Raw genomic sequence first — 15,351 nt, 5'->3', positions numbered from 1 at the left:
GCTCAGACACCCTTGGCCAGCGGAAACTCGATAGTCACTTCGAGCCCCGGTCCTGGCGTGCGGTTTCGCAAGCGCAGCGCGCCGCGGTAACGGCCTACGAGGCGCTGAACGATGGCCATGCCGAGTCCAGTGCCGTTCGCCTGGGTGCGCGCCGAATTCACACGATAGAACGGCCGTGTGACAAGCGCCAGTTGGTCTTCTGGAATGCCCGGCCCTTCATCGACCACGGACAGTTCAACCCGTGAGTGCGACACCCGCGTTTCGAGAATCACGTGCGGAATGCCGTCGCCGTCGCTCAGGCCGTATTTGCGCGCGTTTTCCAGCAGGTTGCCGACCACGCGCCGCATGTCGGTTTCATCGGCCTCGATCACCGCCGACGGCGCGAGCCGCGTAATCAGCCGCATGCTGTCTTCGCTCTGCATGCGCGCGGCCAGTTCTCCTGCGATCACGGAAAGGTCGACAGGTTCCGGCACGCGTTGTACCGGCCGCGCGTAATCGAGGAACCGGCCAATGATCATGTCCATCTGTTCGATGTCGTCGACCATTGCGTCTTTGGTGGCCTGATCCGACGGACTCATTTCGGTTTCGAGACGCAGCCGCGCGAGCGGCGTGCGCAGATCGTGCGAGATACCCGCGAGCATCAGCGCGCGGTCGGCCTCGAGCTGTTCGAGGTCCTGCACCATCTGGTTGAAACTGCGATTGGTTTCCGCGGCCACGCCCATGCCGCGTTCGGGCAGCGGCTCTGGCGATTGCCCCGAGCCGACTTTGCGAGCGGCCATGGCGAGGCGCGCGAACGGACGATTCACGAGACTCGTGATGAATGCCGCGCCGAACAGCGACAACGCCAGCGCGAACACGCCCCAGCCCGCCCACTGCAAACCGGTGGCATTGTCGAGCTGATCGCGGTCGAGCGCGACCCAGTAATCGTCGTCGTCGATCTTGAAGCTGATCCACACGCCGGGAATGTCGTTCACGCTTTGCGCGATCACGGTGTCGTCGCCGAGGCGGCCGCGAATGTCGTGTTCGATCAGCCGGTTCAGCGACTCGTCGGGCTGAAGCTTGTACTTGTCGGTGGTTTCGCGCGGGTACACGCGCACACCCTCATTGCTTTCCAGATCCTGCAGCAGGGCGCGCCGCAGGTCGGGATCGGAATAGAGGAGTGCGGTGCGCGTGAGCTTGACGATGGCGACGAGCTGCAACGCCACGCGCTGCGCGCGCGGCTCGCGTTCGATCACCCGGAAGCTCTGGAACCACGCGGCGAGACTGACTGCGATCAACAGCGCGATCAACAGGAAGGTCCGCCAGAAAAGGCCACCGAACGCGAGCGTCAGGAGGCGCCGGTCGATCCGCATGGGCCCTTCTTATCTGAAATCAAAGCAGGCAATGGCCTTGCATGGGACCAGAGTTAGCGCTGAAGCGCCCACTCTGGTCGACACTGGAGGTGAGAGCAAACTTAGGCTGCACCGTCGGGGATGAACACGTAACCCAGACCCCAAACCGTCTGGATGAAACGCGGGCTGCCCGGATCAGGTTCGATCAGCTTGCGCAAACGCGAAATCTGCACGTCGAGACTGCGGTCGAAGACTTCGTACTCACGGCCGCGTGCGAGTTCCATAAGCTTTTCACGCGACAGCGGCTGGCGCGGATGACGCGCGAACACCTTGAGCACCGAGAACTCGCCCGTGGTCAGCGGAATTTCCTGGCCGGCCTTGGTGAGCGTGCGGGTAGCGAGATTCAAGGCGAACTCGCCGAACTCGAACACCTCGGTGGTTTCGGACGGCGCGCCCGGCAACTCCGAAGGCGACTGGCGGCGCAACACCGCGTGGATCCGCGCAACCAGTTCGCGCGGATTGAACGGCTTGGGCAGATAGTCGTCGGCGCCCATCTCGAGCCCGACGATACGATCGACGTCTTCACCCTTGGCCGTGAGCATGATGATCGGCGTACGGTCGTTGCTGCCGCGCAGACGGCGGCAGATCGACAGACCGTCTTCGCCGGGCAGCATCAGATCGAGCACCAGCAGGTCGAAGCGCTCACGCACCCAGAGCTTGTTCATGGAAGGAGCGTTCTCGGCGACATAGACATTGAAGCCCTGTTCACCGAGGTAGCGGCGCAGCAGATCGCGCAGGCGCGGATCGTCGTCGACGACGAGAATTTTCGAAGGGTTTTTGGTTTCCATGGTCGGCATCTTAGCGCGATTAGAAAGTGGTGCGCGTTTGCATCGTTTTCGGGGTTACAGTCAGTTACAAAATTTACCCGCAGTGTGGCACGACGTAAAGCGGGGGCAGGTAGACTCCTTTACTGAATGCGGCTGTTCGGTGGATACTTCACTCGAATAAAACTCTCGTACCCGGCCCGTTACCGGGGTCTGTATACGCATTTGAGGTAGCCGGTTGCCGCGCCACGAAGGGAACAACATGAAGGGAGGGGTTTGGCCGAATGTGCGCCTCAGCGTGATTGCACTGGCGGTAGCCGGTACGCTTGCAGGCTCACTGGTACCAACGCTCGCCCATGCCCAGCCTTCGGCCGACAGAGCTGCGAGCGAGCGCTCGCCTAAGCCAGGCAGATCCAATCGCCACGATCCCGCGACCGAACGCCCCGCGTCGGATGTGATTATGCGCACCGCTGTTCCCCCCGATCTCGATCAACGCCGTCGTGATGGTCATATGACGCCCGACGAACGGCGTCTGTTACGGCAGCATATCGAAGACGCTGTCCGCGAACTCTATAAGCGATAGCTATTTTCGTGCCTGCGTTGGCACGCGCTTCACTCTTCGTCCCGCAACATCTTTCGCGTTCCGCCGTGCGTGAAAAAATTCGTTGCACTTCCCTCGTCAACTTCCCGCCCCGTCTGCCGTTGAATCGTCAATGCGAAGCGCGCCGTGCATGCATTGCGTGCGCCGCCGCTTGTTCAACGTGTCCCGTCAATCCGGATGATCGATGATGAGATTGCTCACAGGTGGTAATTGCCGCCGCAGGTTGGCAGCATGGGCCACTGCCATGACGGTCCTGGCAATCGGTTTACCGGCTGCGGCCGTGGGTTTGCCGCCCGCCGCCGTGCCGTCGGCAGCGTCGCATGTCGGACATCGCACTCATCATGCGCCCACTGCAGGCGACAGTGCGGCTTCCGAACGCGAGCAGAGCATTCTCGATGCCGACGACGCGCGCTTCTTTCTGACGCGCGTCGGCTTCGCACCAGATGCCGCCGAGCTCGCGCAATACGTCGGACTCACGCGAGTGCAGGCCGTCGACACAGTGCTCGCGAGCGCCAGAACCGAGGCGGTCACGCCGCGGCCCGACTGGGTCCTCGAACCGATACCGACACGCGAAACGCGCAAGGCATGGACCGATGATCAGCGTCGCGAAGCGCAGCGATTGCGCGGGCAGCGTTACGAACTATTACGCGCATGGTGGGTGCGCGAGATGCTGGCCACACCGTCGCCGCTTACCGAGCGCATGACGCTGTTCTGGCATAACCACTTCACGTCGGGGCAAGACAAGGTGCAGTATCCGCAGCAAATGGCGCTGCAGAACATGCTGTTGCGCCGAAACGCGCTCGGCAACTTCGGCGAGCTTCTGCACGACGTCGCGAAAGATCCTGCGATGCTGCAGTACCTCGATGGCGCGAGTAATCGCAAGGGCAAGCCTAACGAAAATTTCGCACGTGAGGTGATGGAGTTGTTCACGCTTGGCGAGGGGCATTACTCGCAACGTGACGTGTCCGAGGCGGCGCGCGCGTACACCGGGTGGAGTCTCGATCCCGACACGCAGGCCTACGTGTGGCGCTCCAACCAGCATGACGACGGTGAGAAGACCGTGCTTGGCAAGACCGGGCCGTTCGATGGCGATCAGGTGCTCGATATTCTGCTGGCGCAGCCAGAGACCTCCACCTTCGTGACCACGAAATTGTGGCGCGAGTTCGTCTCGGATACGCCGGACCCGCAGAGTATCGCGCCGATCGCGGCGCGCTTCCGCGCGAGCCGCTACGACATCAAGGTGGCGTTGCGCGGCATTTTCCTGAGCGACGCGTTCTGGGAGGACGATCATCGCGGCGTCCTCGTGAAGTCGCCGGCGGAGTTCGTGGTCGGCACGCTGCGCGCATTCGACATCGGCTATGAGAATACCGCGCCGTTTGCCGCGCAAATCCGCACGCTCGGCGAAAACCTGTTCTATCCGCCGAACGTCAAAGGATGGCCGGGCGGCACGACATGGATCAACAGTTCCACACTGCTTGCCCGCAAGCAGTTCGTCGAGCAGTTGTTCCGCGCCACCGAGGCCGCGGGTCCACTGCGTACGGCGAATCTGGCGGGCGCGAGGATCGCGGCAAGCGACGCGATGTCCGGCATGCAGACCACAGCGCCGCTGCAGCGCGCAACGGCGCATGCCGCTCAGGGTGGCAAAGGTGGCGTACGCTTCGACATTGGAACATGGCTCGCGCGTTACAACACCGCGCCGACGGCGCGGCCCGGATTGTCGGCCGAGTTGCAGTTGCAGCACGCGGTCTTGCCGCTCACGCCGGTGGACGCGATCGAGACCGATTCGACCGCGGGCGCCTATCTGCAAGCATTGCTGATGGACCCGGCGTATCAATTGAAGTGAGCCATTGAAACAGGCACGCGCCAAACGGTGAAAAAGAACGGGACTGTCGAAGCGGACATGACCCGCGCCGTGACAATCGAACGAGGTGCAGGATGAAACGACGCAGCTTTCTCTCGATGTGCGCGGCTTCGAGCGTCACGTTCTGGCTGCCGCACGCATACGGCGCGCAGTCGGCGGAGCCGCGCGCATCGTCGGCGCGCGGCTACGAGAACCTGTTGATCCTCATCGAATTGAAAGGCGGTAACGACGGTTTGAATACCGTGATTCCGTTTGCCGATCCTGCTTACTATCAGTTGCGCAAGAACATCGGCATCAAACGCGAGCAGGCGATTCAACTCGACGAGCGCACCGGATTGCATCCGTCTTTGCAACCGCTCATGCCGCTGTGGCGCGACCGGCAACTGGCGATCGTGCAGGGCGTGAGCTATGCCCAGCCCAACCTGTCGCATTTCCGTTCGATCGAGATCTGGGACACCGCGTCGCGTTCCGACCAGTATCTGCGCGAAGGATGGCTCACCCGCGCGTTTGCACAAATGCCGGTGCCCGCCGGGTTCGCCGCCGACGGCGTGGTGATCGGCAGCGCCGAGATGGGGCCGCTCGCGAACGGCGCGCGCGCCATCGCGCTGGTCAATCCGGCGCAGTTCGTGGCGGCTTCGCGGCTCGCCACGCCCGTATCGCTGCACGAGCGCAATCCCGAGCTGGCGCATATTCTCGACGTCGAAAACGACATTGTGAGAGCCGCCGACCGGCTGCGTCCAACGCAAGGGCAGCCTCAGTTGAAAACCGTGTTTCCGGGTGGAGCTTTTGGCAGTTCGATCAAGGCAGCGATGCAAGTGCTCGCGGCCGGCGACGCACCAAAAAACGACCACGGCGTTGCGGTGATCCGCCTGACGCTGAACGGTTTCGATACACACCAGAATCAGCCGGGTCAGCAGGCGGTGCTGCTCAAACAGCTCGCGGAAGGAGTGGCGTCGATGAAATCGGCGCTCGTCGAACTCGGTCGCTGGGACGATACCCTGGTGATGACTTATGCCGAGTTCGGCCGGCGTCCGCGTGAGAACCAGAGCAACGGCACGGACCACGGCACCGTGGCGCCGCATTTTGTCATGGGCGGACGCGTGCGAGGTGGTCTGTACGGCGTCCCGCCGGTGCTGGCGCGGCTTGACGGCAATGGCAACTTGCCGGTCGGCGTCGATTTCCGGCAGCTTTACGCCACGGTGCTCGGGCCGTGGTGGGGGCTCGACGCGCCGGCGATTCTGCAGCAGCGGTTCGAGCCGCTGCCGTTGCTACGGGTTTGACGGCAGCTTTTGTCGACACCCTTTGACGACACCTCGGCAACGGTTTTTTGGGAACCCGTCTACCGACGTCTTTTTCTAGCGACGAGGTGAGTGAGACGCCGAACGCTTCCGACGCCAGACCGACGCACCGCCCGGTCACTTTGCGCGCCACGCGATCCAAAGCTTGCGAATCGGCGTCAATGCGATGCGTTGATGCAGCACGTGATAGCCGTCACGTTCGATTTCATCCAGCAGAGCCGACGCCAAGGCGGCTTGCGCGACGAGCGTGCGCTGCGTGCGGCGCTCGTTGGCGGGCACGGCGCCGAGGGCGTTTTGCAGTGCATCGCGGGCGCGCTTCGTCTCGAAGCGCATCAACTCCGTGAATGCCTCGGTGTATTTCCGATTGATCAGATCCGCGGCGGTGACATTGAAGCGCTGCATTTCGTCGATCGGAATATAGATGCGGCCGTGGCGCGCGTCATGGCCCGTTTCCACGACGAATTGCGCAAGCATTAGCGCCTCGCCGAGCGGTGCGGACCAGTTCGACGCCTGAGCGGCGTCTTTCGCCGTGGCGCGCGCGACCAGCGAGGCGAACGTGCCGCCCACGCCTCGCACGTAGCGCCGCAAGTTCGGGTAATCGAGGTAACGGGCCTGGTCGAGGTCCATTTCGAACCCGGCGAGCAACGTTTGCAGTGCCGGATACTCGGCTTTCACGTCGGGCAGATGCGCGGCCAGCGCCTTGGACACCGGATGCGACGGCGAACCCGAAGCCAGCGCGGCGATTTCGTTTTGCCACCACGCGAGTTTCGTGCGGCCAATGGCCGGATCGCTCGTCTCCTTGACCGTTTCCTCGAACTCGCGGCGCAGCGCGAACAGCGCGGTCAACAGCGGCTGGCTGGCCGCGGGCGCCTGCCGAAGCGCATAGTAAGTGCTCGATCCGGGCGGCGCCGCTTTCTGCTGGCAATATTCTTCGAAATTCACTGGATTGGGAATGTGGGGAAGGGCAGGCGAAGAGGGGGCACGTCGTGCGTGCATCAAGCCAAAAATTGTAGCATCGGCGCCGCTTCGACAGATGCCGGGCAAATGCAGACAAGCGCGAATCAATCGGTTAGAATCTCGCGCTTACGCTTTCGGGCGCGTGTTTCAGACGCGGTCGACAGTATGCAGGACAACGGGCAAACGCATCGCGCATTGCCCGGCTGCGAGGGTGGCGAAATTGGTAGACGCACCAGGTTTAGGTCCTGACGCCCGCAAGGGTGTAGGGGTTCGAGTCCCCTCCCTCGCACCATTTATTCGTAGTGAAAAACCCCGTCAAGTCTTTGGGCTGACGGGGTTTTTTGCTTTTTCGGCGATGCCGCCGGCGCGATTCGGCCGCGCTCAGGCGTCCGGCGTTTGCGCGGGCGCTTGCGTGCCTGGCAGATCCGCTTGTGCGGCGCCTTCGAGAAAACGACGGGTCGATTCGAATGCCTGCAACATCTGATCGGGCCACGGCGTTTGCAGCATGACCGCCTGGTGATTTTCGAAGGCCGACGACAATAGCTTCGCGAGCTCAGGCGAGCGAAGATGACGCAGCAGCACACTGACCGCGATCGCCGTAGCCTGGCTTGCGCCGGCCGTCTGGAGTTCCGAAGCGGTGAGGGCCGCGACCTGTTTGTTGATGTCCACTGCAACTTCCTTGGATGAAATGTGGGAGATTGAAGGCTCGAGGGCCGGTGCCGAATTTTGACATGGTTGGCGGCTTATCGTGGCCGCCTGCCGTATGCGCTCGATGCAATGTCACTTCATGCTCGTGCAGGCGTCAATATCGGTATTCTGGACGGTGTGCGCGCTTCGCCGTGACGATCTGGGCGAAGCGCCGGGTGAGCCGGTTGAGCCGGCTGTTCTGGCTCATTGGCGCCGTGCTGCTCGCGGCGACTTTGCTCAAGCGGGTTCTGTTCGACCTGTCCCACGTGACGGAAATCGAGAGGACCGCATCGTTTATCGGCATCGGGTCGATGTTGCTGTTGATCGGCTTCATCGGCTTCTTCTCGCCGTTGCCGCCCAAGGCTATGGTCCTGGAAACTGAACAATGAAACATGTCTTTGCATTGACTGGCTGGGGTGTTGCGATCGTCGCGGCATGGACGTGCGCGCCCGCATTTGCGGCGGATGATTTCGCTCAACGCTTTGCGCTCCAACTCGACGAGGGCGCCGCGCATTACAGCATGACGTTGCCGGCAGCCGTCTACGCGGCAAGCCAGCGCAGCGATCTGGGTGACGTGCGCATCTTCAACGGTGCGGGCGAGCCGGTGCCGTACTCGCTCGACGCGCCTCGCGAACCCGCTCGCACGCCGCCCACGCTGCGTCCGGCGCGCTGGTTTCCGTTGCCGTCCACGGCCGCCAAAAGCGCTGGCGCGCCGCTCGGAGTGATGATCGCCGGCGATGGTTCGTTGCGCGCAACGTCGGCGCCGCCGTCCCGCGCGCAGCACGACACGGACGTAATCGATACCGGGCGCTTGTCGCGCACGAGTCGCGTGAGCGCGTTGCTCGTGCATCTGCGCGACGACAATTACCAGGGGCGCGTGGGCGTGGAAGCCAGTGATGATTTGCGTCACTGGCAACCCGCGGGCGACGCACAACTCCTCAAGGTCAGCTACAACGGCAGCACGCTGAGTCAGGACAGGATCGAACTGGGCGGCACACCTGCGCGGTACCTGCGTTTGCGCTGGCTCGACGGCGCGCCGTACGTCGACTCGATGGAGATGGAGGTGCAGGCGGTTGCCGTCGAGCCCGTGCAACGCGCGGAGCGGGCGTGGCGCGAAGGCATCGTCGCCCACGCGGGCGTGAAGCCCGGCGAGTACTTCTTCAACACCGGTGGCCCGTATCCCGTCGACCGGCTGCGGCTGAATCTGCCTCAGCCAAATACCGTCGCGCCTGCCGTCGTCTATTCCCGCTCGGGGCTGGAGGCGCCGTGGCGCGAAGTCGCAGGTGCGATGCTGTTCCGCTTGCACAACGGCGCGGTGGAGCAGAGCAATCCTTCACTCGAATTGACGCCCGACGCGGATCGGCAATGGCGTGTGGTGGTCGACACGCGCAACGGTGGGCTCGGCAGCGGAGCGCTGACTATTGCCGCGGGCTGGCGTCCGGCCACGCTGACTTTCGCCGCGCGTGGCGCCGCACCGTTCACGCTGGCCGTGGGGAGCGCGGCAACAGCATCCGCAGCGGTGAGCCGGAGCGAGCTGTTGATGGGTGCCTCAGCGGTGCCCGCGACGGCCCGTCTGGGTGACGCGCTATCTGCGGAGCAGGCGGCGAGCGCGCAGGCCGCGAGCCACAATCCGGATGCGATGCGCCGCTATTTGCTATGGGCGGCGCTGCTGCTGGCCGTCGGTTCGCTCGGGGCGATCGCCTGGCGACTCGCGCGACGCGCTCAGGTTCGAGCGGGCGTGGCGTCTGGTGGTGTGTCTGGTGGGTCCGCAGGGTCCGGTGTGGCGAGCGCGACGACTCACGATGCCGCCACGGGTGACACAAACGGGCAAGGCGGCAACGGTTGAACTCGGCGCGCGCCTATGCCGCGCCGGTCACTCTTCCTCGCGCGCGGTCATCGTGCCGATGATCTTGTCGAGCGCGTGGCCGAACGCGAGTTGTTCCTGCTCGTCGAGGCAGCCGAACATGTCACCGTTCCACTTGCGCGCGATCGGCATCACCTTGCGATACAACGCGCGGCCCTCGGGCGTGAGGGAGACCAGCACGACACGGCCGTCTTCGGCGCTCGCTTCGCGCTTCACGAGTCCTTGTTTGATCAATGCTTCAGCGGCGCGGCTTGCCTGGCTTTTGTCGAGATTGGCATGCCTTGCCAGTTCCATGATCGAGAACGGCCCGAACGATCCCACCGACGCAATCACCCGCGCCTCGGGCAAGGTGACGCCGAGCTTGTCCTGATAGCGTTCGCTGATGCCGCGCTCGGCGAGTTTGTTGAGAACATGCAGACGGTACGTGAGGAATTGTTCGAGCCCGGCTTTGGGTGCCTTCATGGTCTTCCCGTAGTGAGTGAGCGGTCGCGGCGCTGTGATTGTTGCCGCAACCGTCCTGCCGGTCAACGCGTGCCGTACTTCAGGCGCGTCAACTGTTCGGCTTCGTCCGCCAGAAGGCGTGCCGCGTCGCGAATCGCGAGCTCGAGCGTGATCGGCCCGGGTGCCGGCGAGAAGCACCCGCTGAAATATTCGGCAAGGCGCGGCAAGGCCGCGGAGTCGACCCCGCCCGAGAGCAGCGTGGCGGGCACGCCCGCTGCCTGCGCATGACGGCACGCGATGAAGGGCGCTTTGCCGTGCAGCGTTTGCACGTCCGAGCGGCCCTCGCCGGTGATCAGCCAGTTCGCGCCTTCAAGCGCGGCGTCCAGACCGATTTGCCGCGCGACGGTTTCCGCGCCCGGTTCGAACTGCGCGCCGAGCATATGCAGCGCGAAGCCGAGGCCGCCGGCCGCGCCCGCGCCGGGCTGGTCGCGCGCCGTGCGGCCGAGCGCCGGTTCGAGCAGATCGGCGAAGCGGGCAAGCGCTGCGTCGATTGAAGCAATCTGCTCGGGTTTCACGCCCTTTTGCGGACCGAACACCGCGGTTGCGCCGTGGTCGCCAGTAAGCGGATTGTCGACGTCCGACATGCCGACGAACAGTGTGTCCGCCAGGCGCGCGTCGAGTTGCGACACGTCCACTCGCGCAAGCCGCGCGAGTTGTTCCGGTGTGGCGTCGAGTTCCTTGTCCTGCGCGTCGAACAGCTTGAGGCCGAGGCCCGCCAGCAGGCCCGCGCCGCCGTCGTTCGTGCTGCTGCCGCCAAGCGCGACGAAAAAGCGCCGCACGCCGGCGTCCATCAGCGCGCGAATCGCTTCGCCCATGCCGCGTGTGCTACGCGCCTCGACGGGCACGCCCATTCCCACCGGATCCGTAATGCCGACGATCTCCGCCGTTTCGATAATCGCGCTGCCATCCGCAAGGAGGCCCGTGAGCGCTTCGCGCACCGGCCCTGCCGCGCCGCGCACGATTAGCTTGCGGCGCTCGCCGCCGCTCGTGAGCATGGCGTCGAGCGTACCTTCGCCGCCGTCGGCCATCGGGCAGATGCGCACGCTCGCGTCGGGGCGGGCGCGCTGGATGCCCGACGCGATTGCTTGCGCGACCTGTTCCGCGCTAAGCGAGCCTTTGAAGGAATCGGGAGCAATGACGACGACGGGCGAGGACGGCGAATTCGGCATGGTGTCTCTGAATGGTTGGAGTCGTTGCGAGGGCGGGTGAAATGACGATGCGGGCGCAGCCCCGAGCGCGTCCATTAGCTTATCAGCATGGGCGCGCCGACTGAATATGTCGAACGGCATAGCGGGCATTGTCGGCGGCGGCGCGCGCAACCGCGCGGCGCATCAGTCCGGCGACGCTGAATGATCGATGTGAAGTGGCGCAAAGCGCCCGGCTTGCGCGTGAGAGCAGGTGGCGCAGGGGCGGCGGCACGCCGCCGGGGGCGCACCGGAACGGGGCAGAAACTGGCATCAAACAGATCGGAAAGCGGCCGGAAACCGATCAAAATCCCGATAAAAAAGCGCGCATTCATCGAATCCCGGCTAGTCGCGCAAATAGTTTGCTAAAATATTCGGCTCTTTGGACCCAACCGTGCTGCCGGTGGCCTGCAAGCCCGCGGCGCAGGCGCGCAATCGATGCTAAAGACGTGATCGCCACACTGCGCGACACCGCGCAGCATCGAAAAGCGGCACGGAGAAGATAACTGATTCGCTCGAATAATTTTAGGACGATTGAAGCCATGGCTAACGTTGTTGAAAACCTCGGCAAGCTCGAACGCCGCGTCACGATTTCCCTGCCGAAGGACGCCGTGCAGAAGGAAGTGGACTCGCGTATCCGTCAACTCGCGAAGAACGTGCGCATGCCGGGTTTCCGCCCGGGCAAGGTGCCGCTCAAGATGGTGACGCAACAGTATTCGGGCCAGGTGGAAGCCGAAGTGCTGAGCGACAAGGTCGGCAAGGAATTCTTCGACATCAGCCGCGCCGAAAACCTGCGCGTCGCTGGTCAGCCGAGCTTCGCGCCGAAGACCGACGCCACTGAAGGCGACTACGCGTTCGACGCGACATTCGAGGTGTATCCGGAAGTGAAGCTGGGCGACGTCGCCACGGCGGAAATCGAGCGCACCACGACCACCATCAGCGAAGCGGAAATCGACCGCACGCTGGAGATCCTGCGCAAGCAGCGCGTGCACTTCCACGCTCGCGGCGAATCCGGCGAGCACGGTGACGGCGGCGCGGACACGGCGGCCAAAGAAGGCGATCGCGTGACGGTCGACTTCGTCGGCAAGATCGACGGTGAAGTGTTCCAGGGCGGCAGCGCTGAAGACTTCGCGTTCGTGCTGGGCGAAGGCCGCATGCTGCCGGAATTCGAAAAGGCAGCCACTGGCCTGAAGGTCGGCGAAGCGAAGGAATTCGACCTGGCTTTCCCCGAGGACTACCACGGCAAGGAAGTCGCCGGTAAGACCGCGCAATTCACGATCACGATGAAGAAGATCGAGTGGCCGCATCTGCCGGAAATCGACGGTGAATTCGCCAAGTCGCTCGGTATCGAAGACGGCGACCTGACCAAGATGCGCGCTGAGATCAAAGACAATCTCGAACGTGAAGCGAAGCGCCGCACGCAAGCCATCGTCAAGAACCAGGTGATGGACGCGCTGCTGAAGATTTCGGAACTCGACGTACCGAACGCGCTGATCGAGCAGGATCAGGAACGCCTCGTCGCAATGGCGCGTCAGGATCTGGAGCAACGTGGCGTGCCGAACGCCAAAGACGCACCGATTCCGGCTGCCATGTTCAAGGAACAGGCTGAGCGCCGCGTCAAGCTGGGCCTCGTGCTGGCCGAGCTGGTCAAGGCCAACGAACTGCAAGCCAAGCCGGAGCAGATTCGTGCCGAAGTGGACGAATTCGCGAAAAGCTATGAAGACCCGAAGGAAGTCGTCCGCTGGTATTATTCCAACCAGCAACGCCTTGCCGAAATGGAAGCGTACGTCGTTGAAGCCAACGTCGTCGATTTCGTCCTTGGCAAGGCTAAGGTGACGGACAAGGAAGTGAGCTTCGAAGAACTGGCAAGCGCAACGGCGCAAGCGTAAGCGTCGCTGCAACGGCGTGCCGGCTGTCGGAGCGACGGCCCGCACGCCGTTTTTTTGTGCTGCAAAAGTGTGGAGCGTTGTGTGAGGCACAGGCATCCCGCTCGCACGCATTGCGCACTTGAATACGGGGTCGTCGACCACACCTGTCTAGCATGTAATATTCAGAATATTTCAGACAAGGATCCACTGCATGACCTTTCGCGCTCAAATGCTGGACACGTTGACCTCCCAGTCGTCGCGGGATCTCGAAGCGCAGGCGCTCGGTCTGGTGCCGATCGTCGTGGAGACGAGCGGCCGGGGCGAGCGCTCGTATGACATTTATTCGCGTCTGCTGAAGGAACGCATTGTGTTCCTGGTCGGCGAAGTGAACGATCAGACGGCTAATCTCGTGGTTGCGCAGATGCTGTTCCTGGAAAGCGAGAACCCGGACAAGGACATCAGTTTCTACATCAACAGCCCGGGTGGTTCGGTTTCCGCCGGTATGGCGATTTACGATACGATGCAGTTCATCAAGCCGGACGTCTCTACGCTGTGCATGGGTCTCGCGGCCAGTATGGGCGCGTTCCTGCTGGCAGCGGGCGCGAAGGGCAAGCGTTTTGCTCTGCCTAATTCGCGGGTGATGATTCACCAGCCGCTCGGCGGTGCTCGCGGTCAGGCGTCGGATATTGAAATTCAGGCGCGCGAAATCCTGTATTTGAAGGAACGGCTGAATCATCTGCTGGCGCATCACACCGGCCAACCGGTCGAACGTATTGCACGCGACACCGACCGCGACAACTTCATGTCCGGCGACGACGCGCAAGCTTACGGTCTGGTTGACCAGGTGGCGCACAAGCGTCCTTGATCTGGTGCGGTTTTGCCCCGAATTGGGGCAAAACCGTTAGCCGATCGATTGTGAAACAATCAAGACTCGTCCGAGCGCCTGCGGCAAACGCCGTCACCTTGGCTCAGTCCCTGCCGCGCCCAAACTGCGAGGCGGGGGCAAACGGCGTATTATGTAATCGAGTGTCCGGAGGCTCACACATCTATGGCGGACAAGAAAGGTTCTAACAGCGAAAAGCTGTTGTATTGCTCGTTTTGCGGCAAGAGCCAGCATGAAGTCAAAAAGCTGATTGCCGGCCCGTCGGTGTTCATCTGCGATGAATGTATCGACCTGTGCAACGAAATCATCCGCGATGAGGCTGCAGGTGCGGGCATCGAGGCGGGCTTGTCCAAGTCCGATCTGCCGAGTCCGCAGGAAATCCGTGAAATCCTCGACCAGTATGTGATTGGTCAGGAGCGCGCGAAGAAAATTCTCGCCGTGGCGGTGTACAACCACTACAAGCGCCTGAAGCATCTCGACAAGAAGGATGAGATCGAGCTGTCCAAGAGCAACATTCTGCTGATCGGCCCGACCGGCTCCGGCAAGACATTGCTCGCACAGACGCTCGCGCGCCTTCTGAACGTTCCGTTTGTGATTGCCGACGCAACCACGCTGACGGAAGCCGGCTACGTCGGTGAAGACGTCGAGAACATCATTCAGAAGCTGCTGCAAAACTGCAATTACGAAGTCGACAAGGCCCAACGCGGCATTGTCTACATCGACGAAATCGACAAGATCAGCCGCAAGTCCGACAACCCGTCGATTACCCGCGACGTTTCGGGTGAGGGCGTACAGCAGGCGCTGCTAAAGCTGGTTGAAGGCACGATGGCGTCGGTGCCGCCGCAGGGCGGGCGCAAGCATCCGAATCAGGACTTCATTCAGGTCGACACCACCAACATTCTGTTCATCTGCGGCGGCGCGTTCGACGGCCTCGAAAAGGTCATCGTCGATCGTACCGAGAAGACTGGTATTGGCTTCGGCGCAAGCGTGAAGAGCAAGCAGGACCGCGACGCCGGCGAAGTGCTGCGCGAAGTGGAACCGGAAGATCTGATCAAGTTCGGCCTGATTCCCGAGCTGATCGGCCGTCTGCCGGTGGTGGCCACGCTCGGCAAGCTCGACGAAGTCGCGTTGATGAAAATCCTCGTCGAACCGAAGAACGCTCTGGTGAAGCAATACCACAAGCTGTTCAATATGGAACGCGTCGAGCTCGAAATTCGCCCGGCCGCGTTGCAGGCTGTGGCGCGTAAGGCAATTCGTCGCAAGACGGGTGCTCGTGGTCTGCGCTCCATCCTGGAACAGGCGTTGCTTGATGTGATGTACGACCTGCCGCAGATGAAAGGCGTTAGCAAGGTCATCATCGACGACAACGTTATTGACGGCGACGGCAAACCGCTACTGATCTACGAAGACGCGCCCAAGGTCGCGGGTTCGAACTGATCGGCTTTCGGGTTCTTGCAAAAAAAGCCGTTCATGGCAACGTGAACGGCTTTTT

General features: G+C 62.7%; 14 protein-coding genes and 1 tRNA gene. 9 read left to right on the top strand and 6 right to left on the bottom strand.

Annotation, left to right across the window (positions count from 1 at the left end; translation table 11 throughout):
- Positions 1–2 precede the first annotated feature (2 nt).
- Positions 3–1,352 carry an ATP-binding protein gene (locus P0D68_RS08260; RefSeq protein WP_007182020.1) on the bottom strand — a complete coding sequence of 450 codons (1,350 nt, stop codon included), beginning with the start codon at positions 1,350–1,352 and terminating at the stop codon, positions 3–5.
- 101 nt (positions 1,353–1,453) lie between these two features.
- On the bottom strand, positions 1,454–2,188 hold the full coding sequence (gene ompR, locus P0D68_RS08255; protein ID WP_006048917.1) for an osmolarity response regulator transcription factor OmpR: 735 nt from the start codon (positions 2,186–2,188) through the stop codon (positions 1,454–1,456).
- 229 nt (positions 2,189–2,417) lie between these two features.
- On the opposite strand from ompR, the gene P0D68_RS08250 reads away from it, so the two are divergent.
- The 3 genes from P0D68_RS08250 to P0D68_RS08240 all read left to right on the top strand — a co-directional run bounded on the left by P0D68_RS08250 (position 2,418) and on the right by P0D68_RS08240 (position 5,897).
- Positions 2,418–2,738 carry a hypothetical protein gene (locus P0D68_RS08250; protein ID WP_091794408.1) on the top strand — a complete coding sequence of 107 codons (321 nt, stop codon included), beginning with the start codon at positions 2,418–2,420 and terminating at the stop codon, positions 2,736–2,738.
- Positions 2,739–3,000: 262 nt separating this feature from the next.
- A complete protein-coding gene (locus P0D68_RS08245; protein WP_408292877.1) occupies positions 3,001–4,599 on the top strand; it encodes a DUF1800 domain-containing protein in 1,599 nt (532 codons plus the stop codon).
- A 92-nt stretch (positions 4,600–4,691) separates the two neighbouring features.
- On the top strand, positions 4,692–5,897 hold the full coding sequence (locus tag P0D68_RS08240; protein ID WP_408292874.1) for a DUF1501 domain-containing protein: 1,206 nt from the start codon (positions 4,692–4,694) through the stop codon (positions 5,895–5,897).
- 135 nt (positions 5,898–6,032) lie between these two features.
- Here the strand turns inward: P0D68_RS08240 and P0D68_RS08235 are convergent, their stop codons facing one another.
- Positions 6,033–6,857: a squalene/phytoene synthase family protein gene (locus P0D68_RS08235; protein WP_408292871.1), complete on the bottom strand. Its 825-nt coding sequence runs from the start codon at positions 6,855–6,857 to the stop codon at positions 6,033–6,035.
- A gap of 220 nt (positions 6,858–7,077) precedes the next feature.
- Between P0D68_RS08235 and P0D68_RS08230 the strand changes: the two genes are divergently transcribed.
- Positions 7,078–7,164 (top strand) — tRNA-Leu (locus P0D68_RS08230).
- A gap of 89 nt (positions 7,165–7,253) precedes the next feature.
- On the opposite strand, the gene P0D68_RS08225 is transcribed toward P0D68_RS08230, so the two are convergent.
- Positions 7,254–7,541 (bottom strand): hypothetical protein, encoded by a 288-nt coding sequence (locus P0D68_RS08225; RefSeq protein WP_091794399.1) that lies wholly within the window; start codon positions 7,539–7,541, stop codon positions 7,254–7,256.
- Positions 7,542–7,711: 170 nt separating this feature from the next.
- Between P0D68_RS08225 and P0D68_RS08220 the strand changes: the two genes are divergently transcribed.
- Together P0D68_RS08220 and P0D68_RS08215 are read left to right on the top strand one after the other, a co-directional pair.
- On the top strand, positions 7,712–7,948 hold the full coding sequence (locus tag P0D68_RS08220) for a DUF2339 domain-containing protein (RefSeq protein WP_408292868.1): 237 nt from the start codon (positions 7,712–7,714) through the stop codon (positions 7,946–7,948).
- Positions 7,945–9,405, top strand: coding sequence for a DUF3999 domain-containing protein (locus P0D68_RS08215; protein WP_408292865.1), 1,461 nt, complete (start codon positions 7,945–7,947; stop codon positions 9,403–9,405). Before P0D68_RS08220 ends, P0D68_RS08215 begins: the two co-directional genes overlap by 4 nt.
- A gap of 27 nt (positions 9,406–9,432) precedes the next feature.
- Here P0D68_RS08215 and P0D68_RS08210 read toward each other — a convergent pair whose 3' ends face one another.
- Both P0D68_RS08210 and P0D68_RS08205 read right to left on the bottom strand, forming a co-directional pair.
- Positions 9,433–9,885 carry a MarR family winged helix-turn-helix transcriptional regulator gene (locus P0D68_RS08210; RefSeq protein WP_091794395.1) on the bottom strand — a complete coding sequence of 151 codons (453 nt, stop codon included), beginning with the start codon at positions 9,883–9,885 and terminating at the stop codon, positions 9,433–9,435.
- Positions 9,886–9,947: 62 nt separating this feature from the next.
- Complete coding sequence (locus P0D68_RS08205; RefSeq protein WP_408292862.1) at positions 9,948–11,093, bottom strand: glycerate kinase; 1,146 nt, start codon at positions 11,091–11,093, stop codon at positions 9,948–9,950.
- A gap of 557 nt (positions 11,094–11,650) precedes the next feature.
- Between P0D68_RS08205 and tig the strand changes: the two genes are divergently transcribed.
- The 3 genes from tig (at position 11,651) to clpX (ending at position 15,296) form a co-directional block, all read left to right on the top strand.
- A complete protein-coding gene (tig, locus tag P0D68_RS08200) occupies positions 11,651–12,997 on the top strand; it encodes a trigger factor (protein WP_091794390.1) in 1,347 nt (448 codons plus the stop codon).
- 190 nt (positions 12,998–13,187) lie between these two features.
- Positions 13,188–13,841 (top strand): ATP-dependent Clp endopeptidase proteolytic subunit ClpP, encoded by a 654-nt coding sequence (clpP, locus tag P0D68_RS08195; RefSeq protein WP_007182010.1) that lies wholly within the window; start codon positions 13,188–13,190, stop codon positions 13,839–13,841.
- Positions 13,842–14,024: 183 nt separating this feature from the next.
- Positions 14,025–15,296, top strand: coding sequence for an ATP-dependent Clp protease ATP-binding subunit ClpX (clpX, locus tag P0D68_RS08190; protein WP_007182009.1), 1,272 nt, complete (start codon positions 14,025–14,027; stop codon positions 15,294–15,296).
- Positions 15,297–15,351: the final 55 nt, after the last annotated feature.

This window comes from Paraburkholderia sp. RL17-380-BIE-A (genome assembly GCF_046028085.1).
Classification (GTDB): Bacteria; Pseudomonadota; Gammaproteobacteria; order Burkholderiales; family Burkholderiaceae; genus Paraburkholderia.
This window is presented reverse-complemented; position numbering and strand designations above follow the sequence as displayed.

What these genes read in the sequence shown, in the direction of transcription:
- P0D68_RS08260 (WP_007182020.1), bottom strand. Translation starts at nt 1,352, where the DNA reads ATGCGGATCGACCGGCGCCTCCTGACGCTCGCGTTCGGTGGCCTTTTC.
- ompR (WP_006048917.1), bottom strand. Translation starts at nt 2,188, where the DNA reads ATGCCGACCATGGAAACCAAAAACCCTTCGAAAATTCTCGTCGTCGAC.
- P0D68_RS08250 (WP_091794408.1), top strand. Translation starts at nt 2,418, where the DNA reads ATGAAGGGAGGGGTTTGGCCGAATGTGCGCCTCAGCGTGATTGCACTG.
- P0D68_RS08245 (WP_408292877.1), top strand. Translation starts at nt 3,001, where the DNA reads ATGACGGTCCTGGCAATCGGTTTACCGGCTGCGGCCGTGGGTTTGCCG.
- P0D68_RS08240 (WP_408292874.1), top strand. Translation starts at nt 4,692, where the DNA reads ATGAAACGACGCAGCTTTCTCTCGATGTGCGCGGCTTCGAGCGTCACG.
- P0D68_RS08215 (WP_408292865.1), top strand. Translation starts at nt 7,945, where the DNA reads ATGAAACATGTCTTTGCATTGACTGGCTGGGGTGTTGCGATCGTCGCG.
- P0D68_RS08210 (WP_091794395.1), bottom strand. Translation starts at nt 9,885, where the DNA reads ATGAAGGCACCCAAAGCCGGGCTCGAACAATTCCTCACGTACCGTCTG.
- P0D68_RS08205 (WP_408292862.1), bottom strand. Translation starts at nt 11,093, where the DNA reads ATGCCGAATTCGCCGTCCTCGCCCGTCGTCGTCATTGCTCCCGATTCC.
- tig (WP_091794390.1), top strand. Translation starts at nt 11,651, where the DNA reads ATGGCTAACGTTGTTGAAAACCTCGGCAAGCTCGAACGCCGCGTCACG.
- clpP (WP_007182010.1), top strand. Translation starts at nt 13,188, where the DNA reads ATGACCTTTCGCGCTCAAATGCTGGACACGTTGACCTCCCAGTCGTCG.
- clpX (WP_007182009.1), top strand. Translation starts at nt 14,025, where the DNA reads ATGGCGGACAAGAAAGGTTCTAACAGCGAAAAGCTGTTGTATTGCTCG.